This window comes from Alteromonas sp. S005 (assembly GCF_036864475.1).
In the GTDB taxonomy this organism is placed as follows: domain Bacteria; phylum Pseudomonadota; class Gammaproteobacteria; order Enterobacterales; family Alteromonadaceae; genus Alteromonas.
Map to the genome: position 1 here is coordinate 16809 of NZ_JAZETN010000022.1, position 17910 is coordinate 34718.

A 17910-nucleotide genomic window follows, 5' to 3' on the forward strand; every position below is an offset into this window, starting at 1 on the left:
CGTTTATGCTCCTATTCCAGTAATAAAGCCAACTACACGAACGATGATGCCGTCTAGTCCCCATAAAATTAGTGCCATGATTAACGTCGCTGCAAGCACGATAAGGGTAGTCTGGTTCGCCTCTTGGCGAGTAGGCCACACAACCTTGCGAACTTCTGTGCGAGACTCTTTAGCAAAGCTCAAGAAGGTGCTACCTTTTTCGGTAGTTGCCGCGATAAAACCAGCTATACCAACTACCACAACAATAGCGATAGCACGGTATAGTACCGAGATCTCACCGTACATTGTATTAGCGGTTACTAAACCGGCAAGTAGTGCAAAAACCACTACCCATTTAAACATGTCCAATGCATTGGACTGATTTTCCGTCTTTTCGCTCATGTTACGATCCTAGCACTACAGCGTCGTTGTTTTACGCACTCATTAAATGCGCAATTTAAAAATTCTTAGTTTAAGTAAATTTGGCAGGGGTGGAGGGACTCGAACCCCCAACCATCGGTTTTGGAGACCGCTGTTCTACCAATTCGAACTACACCCCTGTGGTGTCTAAAAGACAAAATTTACTTACACTGCCCTTGTGAGTTGTGCGTCTTTTCTAAGGAAAGTGCGGTATCGCAAGGGAGGGACGCGTATTATACTTAACCACTTTCAAGATACAAGCGGTTTATCCATCCCATCTGCGATTGAACACTATTTCGCGCTTTACCTACTCAACGCCAATAAATCCGCCCGTTTGATGTGACCAAAGCTTCGCATAAATACCATTTTTCGCAATAAGCTCAGCATGTGTACCCTGCTCTACAATGTTACCCTTATCTAAAACTAGTAATCTGTCCATTTGAGCAATGGTGGACAGTCGATGTGCAATCGCTAGCACAGTCTTGCCTTCCATGACTTTATCTAAGCAGGCCTGAATAGCTGCTTCAACCTCTGAGTCTAGTGCGGATGTCGCCTCGTCTAGTACTAGCACAGGAGCGTCTTTCAGTAATACCCGCGCGATAGCAATACGCTGACGCTGCCCGCCTGAAAGCTTAACGCCTCGCTCGCCTACGTGAGCATCATACCCTGTCCTTCCGTAGCTATCGGTGAGTGTCAGAATAAAGTCGTGAGCTTCGGCTTGTTTAGCCGCGCGGATCATATCGTCCTCTGTCGCATCCGTACGGCCATATAAAATATTGTCTCGCACAGAACGATGCATCAAAGAGGTATCCTGCGTCACCATGCTGATTTTGGCGCGAAGGGTTTCTTGGTCTACTTCAGTGATATCTTGGCCATCAATGACAATACGACCGCTCTGGGTGTCGTAAAAACGCATTAATAAATTCACTAAGGTCGATTTACCCGCGCCAGAACGCCCTACTAATCCCACTTTCTCGCCTGGCTGAATGCTCAAATCTAGTTTTTTAAACACATCAATAGGTTGGTCGTCGGCCCCAGAATAAGAAAAGTTCACCTTGTCGAAGTTAATCCCACCGCCATTTATTTGTAAAGCGCGAGCCTCAGGCTTGTCTTTGACTGTAATTGGCTGCGCCAAGGTGTTCATGCCATCTTGCACAGTACCTAAGTTTTCAAACAGTCCAGAGACTTCCCACATCACCCAGTGAGACATGCCGTTTAAACGAAGACACAAACTTATAGCAATGGCGATGTCACCGGGGCTTGCGATGTTTTCCATCCACAAGTACACAGACAGCGCGCCAATGGTAAAGATAAGTATGGCATTAGCCATTTCCACACAAAATTCCAGTACGGTCACCAAACGCATTTGTGGGTAAACCGTTTTAAGAAAGCCATCCATGCTTTCTTTTGCATAATCCGCCTCACGTCGACTATGTGAAAACAGCTTAACTGTAGTGATATTGGTGTAGCTATCTACAATACGCCCAGTCATCATCGAGCGCGCGTCCGCTTGCTTTTGCGAAACTTCTTTTAGCTTTGGCACCAGCACTTTCAAAATACCAATATATACAAAAAACCACACAATAAGCGGCATAGCCAAGCGCCAGTCTGTGCTAAAGATAAGCACAACCATAGAGATAAAATAAACGCTAATGTACACCAGCAAATCAAGTACTTTGGTGACGGTTTCTCGTACAGAAAGCGCTGTTTGCATTACCTTTGTAGCAACTCGTCCTGCAAACTCATCGTGGAAGAAGGTTAAACTTTGACCAAGCAAATAGCGGTGCGCCTGCCACCTAATGCGCATAGGATAGTTACCCATCAAAGACTGACGAGAAAACAGTGAACGAAGCAAAATAAACAAAGGAATAAAGACAAGAACCGTTAAGCCCATGCCTATCAGCGTGAACTTTTGGTCTTCTAAAAAGGTTTCGCGGCTTTGCTCTGAAAACCAGTCCACCAACTGTCCTAGAAAGCCAAACAGCGCCACTTCTAACATGGCCACAATGGCACTAAGTACGGAAACAGTAAGTATCACGCCCCACATGCCTTTCGTATAGTACTTACAAAAGGCAACGATACCTGTTGGCGGTTGGGTAGGCGGCGTGTCAGGGAAAGGCTGGGTTAGCTTTTCAAAAAATGAAAACATGTAGAACTCGTTAGTTATTCAATGACAGATGACTAATGCGTGTTGCCAATGCTAGATAGCAATGACGTGACTAGCGTGTACTTACCGTTGCGATATATTTTTTAATACAAGGGTTAATACACTCTTACTAAGTACGCAATTCTACACTAAATGTTCATGCGTTGTCGGTGTTACCTTGGTTTGTTGCGTGCAATTTCTTCACTGCGGTTTACCGGTCGTTTGGCTGCAATTTCACTTAAGCAAAAGTTTAATACACGTTAAGCATCCGTTTATTTGCGATTAGGCTGCTTTTTGTCTTCTTGGCTTTTATCCATACTTAATGCGGAAAAAATAATAACGACAACACAAACATTATTATGGATAATTTTTTATTAAAGCCGTGCGATACTGCGCTTAAGTGCGCACGTATGGTCGTGGTATCTTGTGCCGTTGTGGGTTGTATCTTTTCTGGCGCCGCCTTTACAACACCACTACAAGAAACACCACTCGAGCAACCTCAAGCAACAGAAACTTCCACACCTCCCACTATCGTTACAGAGCGGTCGGAAAATACGATTACAGAAACGTCTAATGACCATATCGGCGATTCGCTGGTTGTTCCTTTCATCGCAGGCACAGTAGAACTTGATGGCATTATCGACGAAGCAGTGTGGGAAGAAGCAACTAAAGTACCGCTTACTTTTATTACCCGTCCTTTTGAGAATACAACACCTCCCGTGCTCACAACGGCACGCATATTTGAAAACGGCGAAAACATATATATTGCGTTTACTGCGCAAGACGACGACCCATCGCAATTACGCGCCTTATTTCGAGATAGAGACAACGTATGGGATAACGACTTAGTTGGAATAAAAATAGATACGTTTGGCGACAGCCGTCTGTCATATCAGTTCTTTGTTAACCCACGTGGCATACAGTCTGATGCCATCGAAAACCAAATGACGTTGAGTGAAAGCGATAGTTGGAATGCGATTTGGGACGCACAAGCACAAATAACACAAGACGGCTATACCGTTGAGATCGCATTGCCTTTTCGCATCATGAACTTTCTCGATAGTGATGGCCCAAAGAGATGGCGAGCAGAGTTTGTACGTTTCTACCCGCGAGAGAACAACCTTCGAATTTCCAATAGGCCCGTTGACAGAAATAACGCATGCGGGTTATGCCAGATGGGAGATATGGAGGGCTTCGCCACGGCAAAGCAAGGTCAAAACTTATCCATTACGCCCTATGCGGTAGCGGGTTATGCCCGTAACCGTGAAGCTATACCCTCACAAAATGCGACAGACTGGCAATATCAAGATAACCAAGAAATAGGTGTTGATATAAACTGGGGCATATCATCTGACATGCTACTGCAAGCCACAGTTAACCCCGACTTTTCGCAAGTGGAAGCCGACGCTGGACAACTCGGTATCAACAACCCGTTTGCGCTATTTTTCCCTGAACAGCGCCCCTTCTTTCTTGAAAACGCCGATTTTTTCAGTACTCAATACGATCTTGTTTATACCCGTAATATCGGCGCACCTGACATCGGCACAAAACTAACTGGGCGGGTACACAACCATACTTTTGGTATTTTGGCTGCTAACGACGAAAGCACCACGTTTTTAGTGCCTGGAAATCTGGGCTCTAGTGTAGCAAGGCTTAACGAAGAAAGTACCAATATAGCCGCCCGATACCGATATGATATTTCAGATGACCTTTCCGTGGGCGCAATAATTACGGGTCGTCACTCAGAGGATTACCACAACATTGTTACCGGCCTAGATAGCCGTTATCAAATAACGCCAAGCGACACGTTACGTTTGCAAGTACTCCGCTCACAAACGCAATACCCACAAACATTGTTCTCTGATTTTTGCAGTAATGACTGTAGTGCCGACGATGATATTAATGAAATCACGCTACGAACGCGCAAAAGCGATACTTTCTCGGGCAGTACCTACAAGATTGACTACCGTCACGAAGTTCGCGACTGGTATGTTTATGCCAACCGCACCAGCACTCAAGCTGACTTTCGTGCTGACCTGGGCTTTGAAAGCACTGTAGATAGACATAAAAGTGTGCTGGGCGGCGGCTATATCTGGTGGAATGAAGATGCATGGTGGAATCGCTTTGAGTTCGGCGGTGATTGGGATATTACCCACAACGATGACGGTGAACTTATTGAACGCGAAATGCAGGCACAAGTAGAGTTAAATGCTGCTTATCAGTCTTATTTTAATTTTCAGTGGGTAAAAAGAGATACTGTTGGATTACGCCACAATGGTGCGAGTTTAGCCATAGATGGCAATACCACGCGCTTTACCGAAGAACAATTTTCCTTCTATTTTGAAGCCCAGCCAAGCCGTACCCTCTACTTTGAAAATTTTGCCCGTATTGGTGACAGAATCGACTTAAGAAACGACCGGTTGGGCGATCAGGTGTTAATAGAGCCTTCAATTACCCTTAATTTGGGACAGCATTTAGAAGCGTCGCTGAGTCATGAATACAATCGTATTGATGTAAACGATAAAATGCTCTTTACAGCCAACCTATCGGACTTGCGACTTAGTTATCAGTTTAGTGCAGAACAGTTTATCCGCGTTGCACTGGTTTACGCCGATATCAAGCGCAATACGGATAATTACTTAATGCGCGTAGATGCTCGAGATAGAAGCCTAGGCACGCAAGTAGTGTATTCTTACATGATAAACCCACTTTCGCGCCTATTCATTGGCTATGGCGATTCAGCGTTTGCCGATGATGAAAACCCTGGCCTATTGCGCACCGAGCAAGCAGTTTTTATGAAGTTCAGCTATGCGTGGCTTTACTAAAACATCTATTTCAAATCAGTGAAACCTAATTTTGCGAGTGTAGCCTCTACTTTTTCTTGATGCTGCGCTTGCCATTCACTCAGTGACATTGCTGCATCTTTATCACCTCTCGCCTTGGCGATCTCAAAAGCATGCTGCGCTTGTTCACGAGGAATAACCGCTATCCCCTCTTCATCCGCTACTATAATATCCCCTGCATTGACGGTAACACCGCCACAACGCACTGGCTGGTTCAGTGGAGAAATACATTTTTTTGCGCCGGGTTTTGGCACGACACCACGCGCAAACACAGGAAATTGATTTTCTCTGGTTTCTGCAATATCGCGAATAACGCCGTCAATCACGAACCCCTTAATACCGCGTGATTGAGCAATTGCACAGACATTGCCCCCAGCAACCGCATACTTATCATCGGCTTCAACCACAATAATGTCGCCAGCATTCGCTCGATAAATAGCTGCATGTAGCATGAGGTGGTCGCCTGGGTCGCATTTTACGGTAAAGGCTGGCCCAGCAATCCGCGGAATACCTGGCCACAGAGGTTTTATGGCATAGTCAATAAACTGCTCTTTGGGCAACGCATCGGCATACTCGCACGGGGAAACACTATCAAACGGAATTTCATTGGTTTTCATACACCACTCCTTTTAACTGAATAACCTGCATCCACACTGCTTCCACTATAGCCAATTGTGTATTACAAGTTGTTACAAGCTGTGTATTTTCATTATAAACACTTTTTCTATCCCCCCCGTCATGCTAAAAATTAGTAAAAAACGTGCACGCAATACGCCACAACATTCTTTAAAAGGGATGCACAGGTTTCGCTACGCACTAAAACAATAAGCGGCAAGTTCAGATATTGCCCATCAGAATGAAAAGGAAAACTCCACATGTTACGCAGCGTTTTAAGCTTAAGCGTGGCGCTGGCCCTAACGGCTTGTAGCCCCCAAAATTCATCCACAGAACAACAGACACAAAGCGCGGCTACCGAAGAGGCTCAACAACAGCTTTCTTCAGGTGTCATTAAAGAAAATATGGACCTGTCTGTAGACCCTGGTGATGATTTCTTCCGCTACGTAAACGGTAATTGGTTTGATAATTTTGAAATACCGGCAGATAAGTCTAGCTACGGTTCTTTCGTTATTCTTCGTGATGAAGCGCAAGACCACGTAATGGACATTATTAAGTCTTCTGCCGAAGGTGATTTTAAGGCGGGAAGCGACGAGCAGAAGGTGGGGGATTTTTATCGTGCCTATATGGACATGGAAACCCGCAACGAACTTGGCGTTACGCCGCTTAAACCTGAGTTGTCTAAGATTGATGCTATTGAAGACTATACCGATCTTGCCGAGTATTTTGCTTATGCTGCTCGCTATGGCTACGGTACACCGTTTAGCCTGACCCAATACCCAGATCTAAAGTCGCCAAAAGAATATTTAATGTATACGTGGCAGGCCGGTCTTGGACTGCCTGAGCGAGAGTACTACTTCAAGGACGACGAAACATCACAAACCATTCGTGATGCCTACGTTAAACATATTCAAACTATGTTTGAGCTGGCGGGTTTCGACGCGCCTAAAGAAAGTGCGGATATGCTGTTCGCACTTGAGACTAAAATTGCTCAGCTACATATGAAAAAAGAGCAGGCCCGAAACTTTGCTGCTAACTATAACAAACTGACACTTGAAGAACTTAAAGCGTTAATGCCTAAGTTCGACTGGGACGCTTATCTTACTGAAGCAGACATTAGCGACATTCCTTCGCTAGGTATTTTGCAAAAAGACTACATGCAAAACATTGATGGTGTTATTGCAGAAACCTCACTGGAAGATTGGAAAACGTTCCTTAAGTGGGGCTTGTTAAATGCTTCAGCCAGTCGCTTAAATGCCGAGCTTGATGAAGCAAACTTCAATTTCTACAGTAAAGTGCTTCGCGGTGTTGAAGAGCAACAGCCACAATGGCGTCGAGCGGTAAGCCTTTCAAATGCCCATGTAGGCGAGCTAATCGGTAAGGTTTATGTGAAACAGCACTTCCCGCCTGAAGCGAAAGACCGCATGATGGAAATGGTTAATAACCTGCTGTTAGCTTACAAAGAAAGTATCGAAAATCTTGATTGGATGACAGATGAAACTCGTGCACAAGCGCTGGACAAGCTGTCTAAGTTTACCGTGAAAATAGGTTACCCAGATCAGTGGCGAGACTATTCTGCCCTAACGGTTAATGCTGGTGACTTATTCGGAAACCTTAAGCGTTCTTCTGACGTGCTGTATGAAGAAATGCTGAAGAAACAAGGCGGCCCGGTGTGGACTCACGAATGGGGCATGACACCACAAACTGTTAATGCTTACTACAACCCGCCGCTTAACGAAATTGTATTCCCTGCGGCTATCCTTCAACCTCCGTTCTTTGACATGAACGCAGAAGATGCGGTGAACTACGGTGGCATTGGCGCAGTAATTGGTCATGAAATTGGCCATGGTTTTGATGATTCAGGGTCAACCTTTGACGGTGACGGAGTTCTGCGAAACTGGTGGACTGACGAAGATCGCGGCGAGTTTGAAGCACGCACTGCAAACTTGATTGAACAGTATAACCAGTTTGAGGTTCTGCCTGACTTGCACGTAAACGGCGAATATACCTTAGGTGAAAACATTGGCGACCTTGGCGGCATCAGCATCGCACTTAAAGCTTACCACCTGTCTCTTGACGGTGAAGAAGCCCCTGAACTAGACGGTTTTACTGGCGATCAGCGCGTGTTTATTGGTTACGGCCAGGTTTGGGCGAGTAAATACCGCGAAGAAGCGTTGCGCAGCCAAGTACAAACCGATACCCATTCTCCTACGAAGTTCCGCACTAACGGTGCTGTTCGCAACGTACCTGAATTTTACGAAGCGTTTAACGTAACCGAAGACGATGCGTTGTATCTGCCGCCAGAAGAGCGTGTGAAAATTTGGTAATTCGTGTTCTCTGATCACAGTACATAAAGAGTCGCGTACATAAACAAAACAGCTAAGGCCTCATGTTTGCTTCATCAAACTGGGGCTTTTTTTTCGTGTTGAAGTGTATGACTAAGCAGTTTCAAAAAGGCTAAATATGGATGTAAGAACAACTATTGTCTTTAGCAGCTTAGCGTTGACTTACCTGACGACGCTGCCGCTTACCCCCTACGTGGCGCAATTCTTACCCAAAGCCCTGCCAATTGTGGTACTGGCAGTTTTCGCCTATCTAAAACTTAGCGCCATGCCGCGATATATGGTGTTGACGGCGTTACTTTTCAGTCTTGCTGGAGATGTTAGTCTGGCCTTGCCCTTTGCGGATAGTTTTATTGCCGGCTTGGCGTGCTTTTTTGTTGCGCACTTATCTTATGCCGCGTGTTTTGCCACCCTGAATCGCCAAAAACTCAAAACGCTTTCAGGCGGAATTATTTCGCCCAGTGTGAAATGGCTAATTAGCTTTATCATTATTAGCTTTACGGCAGTGATGGCCATTCATATTCTGCCTGCATCAAGTTCGCTTTTTTACCCTGTAGTGGCATACATGAGCGTAATCACACTGATGGGCTTAACCGCAGTGTGGTTGGCTCAAACCAAGCTAATCGTAACCGGTGCGTTACTTTTTGTGATATCAGATGCCATTCTCGCCCAGTCGGTTTTCAAAACCCCGCTTCCACTGTCTACCTTTTGGGTAATGACAACTTACTATGGTGCGCAATATTGCTTAACCATGGGGCTTGTTGATGCGTTTTTGAAAAAAGAGCACCGGCAGGAAGGAAAGGGGCAGGCTTAGTTAGACAGCGACGTTAGCACTTCTATCGCCACATCAACTTTTTCAGCTGGCACGAAAATATGGTCGTGATAGTAAGCCGCTACCACGTTAGCACTTATTCCGGCTTTACCTAACGCGGTGGACATAGCGGCAGTCATGCCTACCGCTTCCAAACTAGAATGCACTTCACAGGTTATACAGCGGTAATAACCTTCAAATGGCAAGTTAGCTTTCTCAGCTGCCGCAACCGGAAGAATAAGCGTAGTGCCCTCGCGTTCCTGAAACATACCCTTAGCTATTGAAATTAACGTGCTGGTTAACCTGTCAGCAGGCAAAGTAGTAAAAACGTAATTTTCACTACTCGCCACAGGATTCAAATTTTTCAGTAACACGCTCAAGTCAGTTTCAGCGACCACACTCAACCTTCCATTGAATAACGTCAGTACTTAGATCTAAGAGTGCATATTAAAGCTTTCGGGCTCTAATACGCTTTCCTTTAATCTTGCCTTCTCTAAAGTGCGCCATGGCTTTTTTCACGCTTCGCGTTTTGACTGCGACAAAACTCATGCTGTTTTGCACTTTAATTTTGCCTAAGTCGTCGCCAGGAATGCCCGCATCTTTGGTTAGTGCCCCCACCAAATCACCAGGACGGAGCTTTTCGTTCTTACCGGCGCTTAATGAAATACAGGTAAAGTCAGGCTGAGTGATTTTGTTTTTATGAAAACGTAAGCTCTGCGCGCCTTTAAGCGCAATATCGCTTTCTTGTAACACTTCAATTTTTCGCAAAAAGTGCTCTTCGTCATCGCTAACTAGCGTCACGGCCATTCCCTGAGCACCCGCACGTGCCGTACGGCCAATGCGGTGAATATGGGTTTCCGGTTCTTCGCTTACTGTGTAATTAATCACGCAGGCAACATCGTCAATGTCCAGCCCTCGCGCGGCAACATCGGTGGCAACCAGTACTTGAAGGGAGTCGCTAGCGAACTGCATAAGCACAGAGGTTCTTTGGTGCTGTTCCATGTCACCTTGAAGGCCTTTAGCGCTAAAGCCATCTTCTATAAGCTCTTCAACGACTTCATTTACCTGCGTTTTGCGATTACAAAAAACAATCGCATTTTTAGGCTGGTATTCGGTTAACACTGCTTTTAGCGCCTGGGTTCGAGTATGAGGCAACACGTTATAACCTAACTGGGTAATTGCCGGCTTGCTCTCTTGCGCTTCTACTTTACAGGTTACGGGGTTGTGCAAGTACTGCTTGGCTACACGCTCAATTTGCTCGGTGAACGTTGCAGAAAACAGAAGTGTTTGCACTTGCGTTGGCGTCTGTCCGAAGATAATACGTAAATCGTCTTCAAAGCCCATATCTAACATACGGTCCGCTTCATCAAGCACACGTAGTTTTACGCTACTTAAATCAATACGACGTTTTTCCACATGATCCATCACACGGCCAGGAGTCCCTACGATAATGTGAGGGCTATGCTTTAACGACTGTATTTGCGGCCCCATGGGCTGCCCACCACATAAGGTGGTCACTTTAATATTGCCGATATTTTTAGCCGCGGTACGACACTGCTGCGCAACTTGATCGGCAAGCTCACGGGTTGGGCAAAGCATAATGGCTTGCGTGGTAAAATCGTTTACTTCAATGTGCTGTAGGGCGGGGATAACAAAGCACAACGTTTTTCCGCTACCTGTTTGTGCCTGTCCGATGACATCCTTACCCTGCAGCGCTTCGGGTAGCGACTGCGCCTGTATTGGAGAAAGTTGGTAAATACCTTGAGAGTCTAACGCCTTAACTATGGCAGGGTTTATATCTAAATGCTTAACTGTTTCAACTGTCATTAATTTGGGTTCCAAAGGTGCACTACACCATGTTCGGTATGATGAGCTATGCCATATTCTTGGGACACCATGTCACTCCACGAAGAAAGCCGCTCATTAAATTTGTCGCTCATTTTCACACCGGCCGCCGCTAACTTTAGCTTTTCGAGTACTAAAACACAGGTGTCTTTCTTTGATAGTGCTAGGTAGGCCGTTGAAATATCGTATTTGCTTGTAAGGCGTATTGTCTCACATTTAAATTGATTTGGGTTACATCCAAAGTCAATTGCTCCTTGAGAGCCGAAAATAGTATCAATCTCGTTGTTGATAAGTGCGTCAACTAACGCTGGCCATGAGTCATATGCTTTGACTTTGAAGCCATGTTCTATTGCAATGTTGTAGCGATAGTCTTGCAATAACGTTCCTACTCTATAAGTTTTCGGGACATCGGTGAATGAATCGAAGTTGGGCTTGTTTATGCCATAAAGACCGTGAAGATTTCTTGATACTGGGGTTACCCAGTGAAACACGCTTTCTCTTTCCTCAGTTCGAATAACCGAAAACACTAAAACATTAGATTTGGTTATGGCTTCTTTTGCAATGCGTGCCCAAGGTGCAGAGAGAATGTTCTGCTCCAGTGCCATTTCATCCAAAATATCATTGACCAAATCGGCAGCAATACCTTTGAGTTTTCCTCTCTCTCCCTTTTCTGAGAAAAGTGGAACTATGTCAGCGATAACCCACAGGTTGTCAGAGTTCGCATGTAGTTCGCCCGCTAAACTTAGTACGCCAAAAGTAAGTATCGTAGCGGGGAATGATGGCTTGAGTTCATCTTTTAAAGCATTAGCGAGTAATGCGAAACCATCTGAACCTTTGTACTGTGCGAAGAGTTCAATAAAACGCTCTGCTATATCGGCAGAGCCTTCGCCTTTGGCAAGTGCGATATAGCTCACGGCTATTCTTGTAGCCTGACTACCTGCATTCGGCGTACAGCGAATATTCTTTTTGCACTCAAAAGCAAATAACGGCGTTATCCAGTGATAACTATCTTCGTTTTTTTCATCTCTGATCAGGTTTATTACTAATTGAGATTTATTGCCTGCAGTATTCGAAGCGGGTGCAAAATTGACGTCTTTTTTAGATAAAGTGTTTTTTAAAATACTGAGTGAGTAAGATTCAATACTCTGCTTTTGATAAGAAGATATGGCGCTCGGTAAATCTTGGGCGTGAGAATAATAGAAAACTTGTGCCCAGGTGGATAAGCTCCACAGGGCACACGTAAAAACAATAACAAATAAGCCTACGCTTGAAATGCTTTTTCTAATTTCCACTGTAGTGTTTGCCCCGCAAAAAATGGAACCATATCGGTACCGTCAGCTAGGGTTACTTGTTCTGGCACCGTCCACGACTCTTTCACTAATGTCATTGTAGTCGTATTTCGCGGTAAACCATAAAAGTCTGCGCCGTAATGGCTCGCAAAGCCCTCAAGTTTGTCTATTACACCTAGCTGTTCGAACACTTCAGCATAAAGCTCAATAGCAGACCATGCGCTGTAACAACCTGCACACCCGCATGCATTCTCTTTTTTATGCTTAGCATGAGGTGCAGAATCAGTACCTAAAAAGAACTTCTTGTTGCCACTTGCCACCATATCGCGTAAAGCTTTTTGATGGGTGTTGCGCTTAAGTACCGGTAAGCAATAGTTATGAGGGCGTACGCCACCAACAAGCAAATCGTTGCGGTTAAGCAATAAATGTTGAGGCGTAATAGTGGCGCCTACAAATTCGCTCGCGTTCGCTACGAAACTTGCCGCATCTGCTGTGGTAATGTGTTCGAACACCACTTTCAGATTAGGAAATGCTTCAACTATGGGGCCTAGATGTGTGTCTATGAACACTTTTTCACGGTCAAAAATATCAATGTGATGCTCGGTTACTTCACCGTGAATTAACAAGAGTAAACCTTGTTCTTGCATGGCTTGAAATACTGGGTACAAAGCCTGAATACCTTTTACCGCTGCATCCGAATTGGTCGTCGCACCTGCTGGATAAAGCTTACATGCGGTTACGCCTGCTTGCTTTGCATCGACAATGTCTTGCGCAGTAGTTTGGTTAGTCAGAAATAGAGTCATTAATGGCTCAAAATTACTGCCTTGAGGTCGCGCAGCCTCAATTCGCCCTTTGTATGCCATCGCCATTTCAGCATTAACTACTGGTGGTACTAAATTCGGCATAACAATAGCGCGCTGGAAACAACGTGCCGTTGCTGGCACTGTTTCAGCAAGCATTTCGTTATCGCGAAAGTGAAGGTGCCAATCATCTGGCGTGGTAATGGTGAGCGTTTGCATGCCTTGTCTCTCTTAGTACTTATTCAAACAGAGGGGAATGCGCGCAATAATAGCACAAATCCGTATTTGCGCGCAGAACAACTCGCTTGATAGTACCTATGATTTCACTTGGCCGTGCTCAACCCAAATAAGCTTGTTAGTGTCGTACCCAGCTGCCCTCGCCTTCTCTAGCAAACGGGCGCGAACCTCATCTGAAATGGTAGGCGTTCTTGCTAATATCCAAAGGTAATCTTTATCTGGCCCTGTAATTAGCGCATATTGGTAACCTTTTTGGTCTAACTCCATAATTACATAGCTTGCGTAGAATGGACCGAAGAAAGATACCTTTAGATGCCCTGTGGTTTCAGACTCTACAAAGTATGCTTTCCCTTCGGCTTCATCCCACCTACCGTCTTCTTTTGAATAACCGCGATTGATAACTTTGACGCCACCATCATCGCGCATACTGTAAGTTGCTGTGACTTCGCTTAACCCTTCTTCAAAGCTGTGGTCGAAGCGCGCGATTTCGTACCACTCTCCTAAGTATCTAGGAAGCTCGAAACCTCTAACTGGCTTTACGTTTTCCGGTACTCCGGTACAGCCAGATAGCCCAACGAGTAGTGCACTTGCCATTGCAATTAGAAACCATTTTTTCAGCATAAATCCTCTTTTCTCTGTAATGATGTGCAGTGATGAGTACTCACTATATTATTAATATGCTCACACCGGCAATTTTGCTCTTCTTGACCCTTTGCACATAAGAAAAAGTCTGAGGTGTTAACTGTCGACAGTAAAAATACACTCGCCTAATCAAGCTTTTATTATCAACAAAGTCATACTAGAGTACCGCTTTGTTACAAATAAAATTAAGCGCCAAAGCTTTTACTGAGTGCATGAATACTTTTGTTCACTCACACTTTTAAGAAGAGATAATCATATGAATGCACACTTTCCACATGCAAGCCGCCTAATTTATGGATGCATGGGCTTAGGTGGGGGCTGGAATAATGACCCCGTTACTAAAGCCGTTGTTACCCAAGCAAGATCAATCATCGACGCTGTACTAGACTTAGATATTAACGTTTTTGACCATGCTGATATTTACACATTCGGTAAAGCAGAAACTGCCTTTGGTGAAGCGCTTAAGCAAGCTCCAGAGCTTAAAGAAAAAATGCTTATTCAATCTAAATGTGCAATACGCTTCGAAGATGATTTAGGACCAAAGCGTTACGATTTCTCGGCAAAGCATATTCACACATCTGTTGAAGGTATTCTTTCTCGTCTAGGTATCGAGCAACTTGATATACTGCTGTTACATCGCCCCGACCCGCTTATGGAACTTGAAGAAGTGGCTGGCACCTTATTACTTCTGCAGCAACAGGGAAAGATAAAACACGTGGGTGTGTCTAATATGCACGGTCACCAAATAAACTACCTTCAATCAGCACTTTCGACACCTATTGTTGCCAACCAACTTGAAATGAGCCTTGGATTTAGAGATTGGCTAGAAGACGGCATCACCAGCAATAGTGCGGCTAATCGCAACATAGGTTATGCGCCAGGCACGCTTGAATATTGTATGATGAATAATGTTCAGCTTCAGGCTTGGGGAAGCTTGGCTCAAGGAAAATATACAGGGGCGAAAACCGAAACTAACTCAGACGCTGCTACCGCAGAATTAGTAGCGCAACTTGCAAGCGAATACCAAACAACCCCTGAAGCCATTGTTCTAGCATGGCTTATGCGACACCCTGCGAATATTGCACCGGTGCTAGGCAGCACAAATATAGAGCGAATTAAATCTAGCCATAAAGCATTGGACGTTCACCTGTCTCGCGAACACTGGTATAAATTATTTGAAGCTGCTCGCGGTCTAGAGATGCCGTAGGCACACAAAAGGAAATTCTATGCTTAAAGGCTTTCACCATGTAGCTATTATTTGTAGCGACTATCCACGTTCAAAAACGTTTTACACGGACGTACTAGGTTTTTCCATCATTGACGAAAATTATCGAGAAGCCAGAGATTCATATAAATGCGACCTTGGTTTACCAGACGGAAGTCAAATTGAGTTATTTTCGTTTCCAGGGGCACCCCAGAGGCCATCCCGTCCAGAAGCACAAGGGCTAAGACACTTGGCGTTCAAAGTAGACGACCTAGATGAAATGATTGATCATTTAACGAATAAACGTGTGGAATGTGAGCCGGTAAGAACTGACGAATATACAGGCAAGCGCTTTACGTTCTTTCAAGACCCTGATGGTTTACCGTTGGAGCTTTACGAACTTTAAAAATAATGCCGAATAGCTAAGTAGTTATTCGGCATTTATTTAACAATAAGCTTGTAGAAAGAAACTACCTCTAGTCCAGCATTCTTACTTCCCGTTGCGGGAATGGAATATCAATATTGTGCTGTTGGAGCGCATTAAAAATGGCCTGGTTTAGCGCATAGCGAACTTCGAAATGCCTTACGGCCGGTGCCCAAACCCGAACTCCAAAATTTATACTACTGTCGCCAAAATTATCGACACCAATAGCAGGTGTTTTTTCTGCACTAACACCGTCAACAGAAGCAACTGCATGTCGAATGACTTCAATGACATTATCTACATTACTAGAGTAAGCAACGCCAATATCTAGCTCTATAAGCATGTTTTCAGCTGAGTTATGCAAGATCTCCCCTACAATGAGCTTATTGGGAATTTGGATTTGCACGTTATCTTCATCGATAAGAATGGTATAAGGCAGCATAACCTGATCAACAACTCCGGCAACGCCACGAACCCGAATAGTATCTCCTACTACAAACGGGCGGGTAATAATTATAGTAAAACCTGCGGCGTAATTTGCCAGCATGCCCTGAATTGCGAGACCGGCCCCTAAGCCAACAGCACCAAGCGCCGCAATTAATGGAGTAACGCTAATCCCCACGTTTCCAAGGGCGATGATGATTACAATTCCAAGCACCACCAGCTTGCATATACCACCGGTAAACCGGCTTAGCGTAACGTCAATTTTTTTGTTTACCATGAGGTTTTCAACCACATGGCCTATTTTATTGGCAACCCACCAACCAAGCAGGAAAATGATGATGGCACCTACAATTTGGAAGCTGTAGGTCACTGCGAACTCCACGAGGGTGTCGTAAAGTGCTTGGGCTTGTTTTAATTCATCCATTGAGCGTGAGTACAATTAGCGGTGATACTTGAATAAGTGAAGATTAAACAACAATGATAAGAAAAACCAGTGCCGGAACTTAGCCCAGCACTGCTTAAGGGGAAGTAAGGCCTGCTGATGACAAGCCTAAGAAAAAACGATGATTAGTTAGCGTATTCACTTGCTTCTATTTCAGCCAAACGCGCCTTTGTAGGATTCTTGACATAGTTATATACCAAGCCCACAAATAACAGCGCCGCAAACCCTGTTGCCACCATAAAACCGTATTTGGCATCGCCTCCGTTAGCATCACTTACAAGGCCCATAATAAAAGGACCAGCCGCTGCGCCAGCAGCGGTAAAGAACAAGATAACCCCTGCCACGCTGCCGTGCTGGTGTTTAGGGAAACAGCTTATCCCTTTCGAATTAAACGTAGGGTAAATGACCGACATGAAGATACCTGTTAAAGGGAACAAGTAAAGCGCGACTTGCTTTCCACCCCATAACCCTAAACCAAAGCACAATACAATCGCGCCAGTGAACAACATCAGCACTAGTGCCCAGTTAAAGCGAGACATCATCCAAATACCTACAAATCGTCCTGCAGCTCGGAGAATAAAGAAAGCGGTGACTGAATATATGGCCAACGTTTGTGAAAAGCCTTCTGTGTAACAATCATAGGTAGCCCTAAGTGTGGTTGCATCGCACACTAAATAGCTCGGCATCCAAACATAAATTGCGCTTTCTGCCGCAACATAGAGAAATGCGCCTATTGAGAAGCCCAATGCGTAGGGGTTTTTAACCAGTTTCAGACTTTGCGCTATTGATATCTTTTCTTCACCGTTTCCTGTTTTTCTAGTATAAGCAGGATATTTAACTAATAACGCCCCCACAATCAGTATGGTACAAACCCCACCGGCAATGACATAAAGCCACTGCCAAGCAACGCCTTGATGAATAAGGTATGCAACGATTAACGGGCCGATAATTGCACCTACGCCAAAGAATGCTTCTGCGCCGTTCATAGTAGCTGTGTGCTGTTTTGTAGATGACGATATGTCACCAATTAACGCGAGCGCCCCCGTTTTGAAAATACCAACGGCTACCCCTGATAAGCTCATCAAACTAACGATCAACAAGAAGTCATTAGCAATTAGAAAGCTGTAACAAGCTATCCCAAACAATGCTAAACCAATGATGATTGTTGGCTTACGGCCTAATTTATCTGCTAAAAAACCTAAGAATAAACCAGATAGCGCAATACCCAGCATGGGCAAAGAATGCATTAAACTCGCTTGTGCATTAGTGACAGAGAACGCCACTTTAACTTCTTTAATGATCTCGCCCACTGAATCTGATGTCATAGCAAACATCATGAACATGAGGTAGGTTAACCACCTAATAACTCTACTGCTACGGTCTTGGCTTGGCATAGTCGGTCTCACAACATCGGTATGAAGGTGTTT

15 protein-coding genes and 1 tRNA gene are annotated in these 17910 nt (G+C 44.8%); 5 read left to right on the forward strand and 11 right to left on the reverse strand.

The annotated features are described in order from the left end of the window. Nucleotides 1-3: 3 nt before the first annotated feature. The 3 genes from secE to V7R55_RS18100 form a co-directional block, all read right to left on the reverse strand. Nucleotides 4-381 carry a preprotein translocase subunit SecE gene (gene secE / locus V7R55_RS18090; RefSeq protein WP_014951045.1) on the reverse strand — a complete coding sequence of 126 codons (378 nt, stop codon included), beginning with the start codon at nt 379-381 and terminating at the stop codon, nt 4-6. 81 nt (nt 382-462) lie between these two features. After that, nucleotides 463-539, reverse strand: a tRNA-Trp gene (locus V7R55_RS18095). A gap of 167 nt (nt 540-706) precedes the next feature. Then, nucleotides 707-2548, reverse strand: coding sequence for an ABC transporter ATP-binding protein (locus V7R55_RS18100; RefSeq protein WP_334060634.1), 1842 nt, complete (start codon nt 2546-2548; stop codon nt 707-709). Nucleotides 2549-2955: 407 nt separating this feature from the next. On the opposite strand from V7R55_RS18100, the gene V7R55_RS18105 reads away from it, so the two are divergent. Next, nucleotides 2956-5370 (forward strand): carbohydrate binding family 9 domain-containing protein, encoded by a 2415-nt coding sequence (locus V7R55_RS18105; protein WP_334060635.1) that lies wholly within the window; start codon nt 2956-2958, stop codon nt 5368-5370. Between the two features lie 5 nt (nt 5371-5375). On the opposite strand, the gene V7R55_RS18110 is transcribed toward V7R55_RS18105, so the two are convergent. Then, nucleotides 5376-6005 carry an RraA family protein gene (locus V7R55_RS18110; protein ID WP_334060637.1) on the reverse strand — a complete coding sequence of 210 codons (630 nt, stop codon included), beginning with the start codon at nt 6003-6005 and terminating at the stop codon, nt 5376-5378. Between the two features lie 258 nt (nt 6006-6263). On the opposite strand from V7R55_RS18110, the gene V7R55_RS18115 reads away from it, so the two are divergent. Both V7R55_RS18115 and V7R55_RS18120 read left to right on the forward strand, forming a co-directional pair. Further along, entirely contained in the window at nt 6264-8330 is a 2067-nt protein-coding gene (locus V7R55_RS18115) for a M13 family metallopeptidase (protein ID WP_334060638.1), read from the forward strand. Nucleotides 8331-8466: 136 nt separating this feature from the next. Further along, nucleotides 8467-9159 (forward strand): lysoplasmalogenase, encoded by a 693-nt coding sequence (locus tag V7R55_RS18120; RefSeq protein ID WP_334060639.1) that lies wholly within the window; start codon nt 8467-8469, stop codon nt 9157-9159. Here the strand turns inward: V7R55_RS18120 and V7R55_RS18125 are convergent. The 5 genes from V7R55_RS18125 to V7R55_RS18145 all read right to left on the reverse strand — a co-directional run bounded on the left by V7R55_RS18125 (nt 9156) and on the right by V7R55_RS18145 (nt 13948). After that, complete coding sequence (locus V7R55_RS18125) at nt 9156-9554, reverse strand: ACT domain-containing protein (RefSeq protein WP_334060640.1); 399 nt, start codon at nt 9552-9554, stop codon at nt 9156-9158. The two genes, V7R55_RS18120 and V7R55_RS18125, sit on opposite strands and share 4 nt — an antisense overlap. 49 nt (nt 9555-9603) lie before the next feature. Next, a complete protein-coding gene (dbpA, locus tag V7R55_RS18130; RefSeq protein WP_334060642.1) occupies nt 9604-10983 on the reverse strand; it encodes an ATP-dependent RNA helicase DbpA in 1380 nt (459 codons plus the stop codon). After that, on the reverse strand, nt 10983-12293 hold the full coding sequence (locus tag V7R55_RS18135; RefSeq protein ID WP_334060644.1) for a substrate-binding periplasmic protein: 1311 nt from the start codon (nt 12291-12293) through the stop codon (nt 10983-10985). Before V7R55_RS18135 ends, dbpA begins: the two co-directional genes overlap by 1 nt. Further along, a complete protein-coding gene (pyrC, locus tag V7R55_RS18140; RefSeq protein WP_334060646.1) occupies nt 12263-13309 on the reverse strand; it encodes a dihydroorotase in 1047 nt (348 codons plus the stop codon). Before pyrC ends, V7R55_RS18135 begins: the two co-directional genes overlap by 31 nt. Before the next feature lie 96 nt (nt 13310-13405). Beyond that, nucleotides 13406-13948 carry a lipocalin family protein gene (locus V7R55_RS18145; RefSeq protein ID WP_334060648.1) on the reverse strand — a complete coding sequence of 181 codons (543 nt, stop codon included), beginning with the start codon at nt 13946-13948 and terminating at the stop codon, nt 13406-13408. Nucleotides 13949-14225: 277 nt separating this feature from the next. On the opposite strand from V7R55_RS18145, the gene V7R55_RS18150 reads away from it, so the two are divergent. Beyond that, complete coding sequence (locus V7R55_RS18150) at nt 14226-15176, forward strand: aldo/keto reductase (RefSeq protein ID WP_334060649.1); 951 nt, start codon at nt 14226-14228, stop codon at nt 15174-15176. A 19-nt stretch (nt 15177-15195) separates the two neighbouring features. Next, nucleotides 15196-15579, forward strand: a complete 384-nt coding sequence (gene gloA2, locus V7R55_RS18155; RefSeq protein ID WP_334060651.1) for an SMU1112c/YaeR family gloxylase I-like metalloprotein — start codon at nt 15196-15198, stop codon at nt 15577-15579. 70 nt (nt 15580-15649) lie between these two features. Here the strand turns inward: gloA2 and V7R55_RS18160 are convergent, their stop codons facing one another. Both V7R55_RS18160 and V7R55_RS18165 read right to left on the reverse strand, forming a co-directional pair. Further along, on the reverse strand, nt 15650-16465 hold the full coding sequence (locus V7R55_RS18160) for a mechanosensitive ion channel family protein (protein WP_334060653.1): 816 nt from the start codon (nt 16463-16465) through the stop codon (nt 15650-15652). Nucleotides 16466-16608: 143 nt separating this feature from the next. Continuing rightward, nucleotides 16609-17826, reverse strand: coding sequence for an MFS transporter (locus V7R55_RS18165; RefSeq protein WP_334060654.1), 1218 nt, complete (start codon nt 17824-17826; stop codon nt 16609-16611). Between the last annotated feature and the right edge of the window lie 84 nt (nt 17827-17910).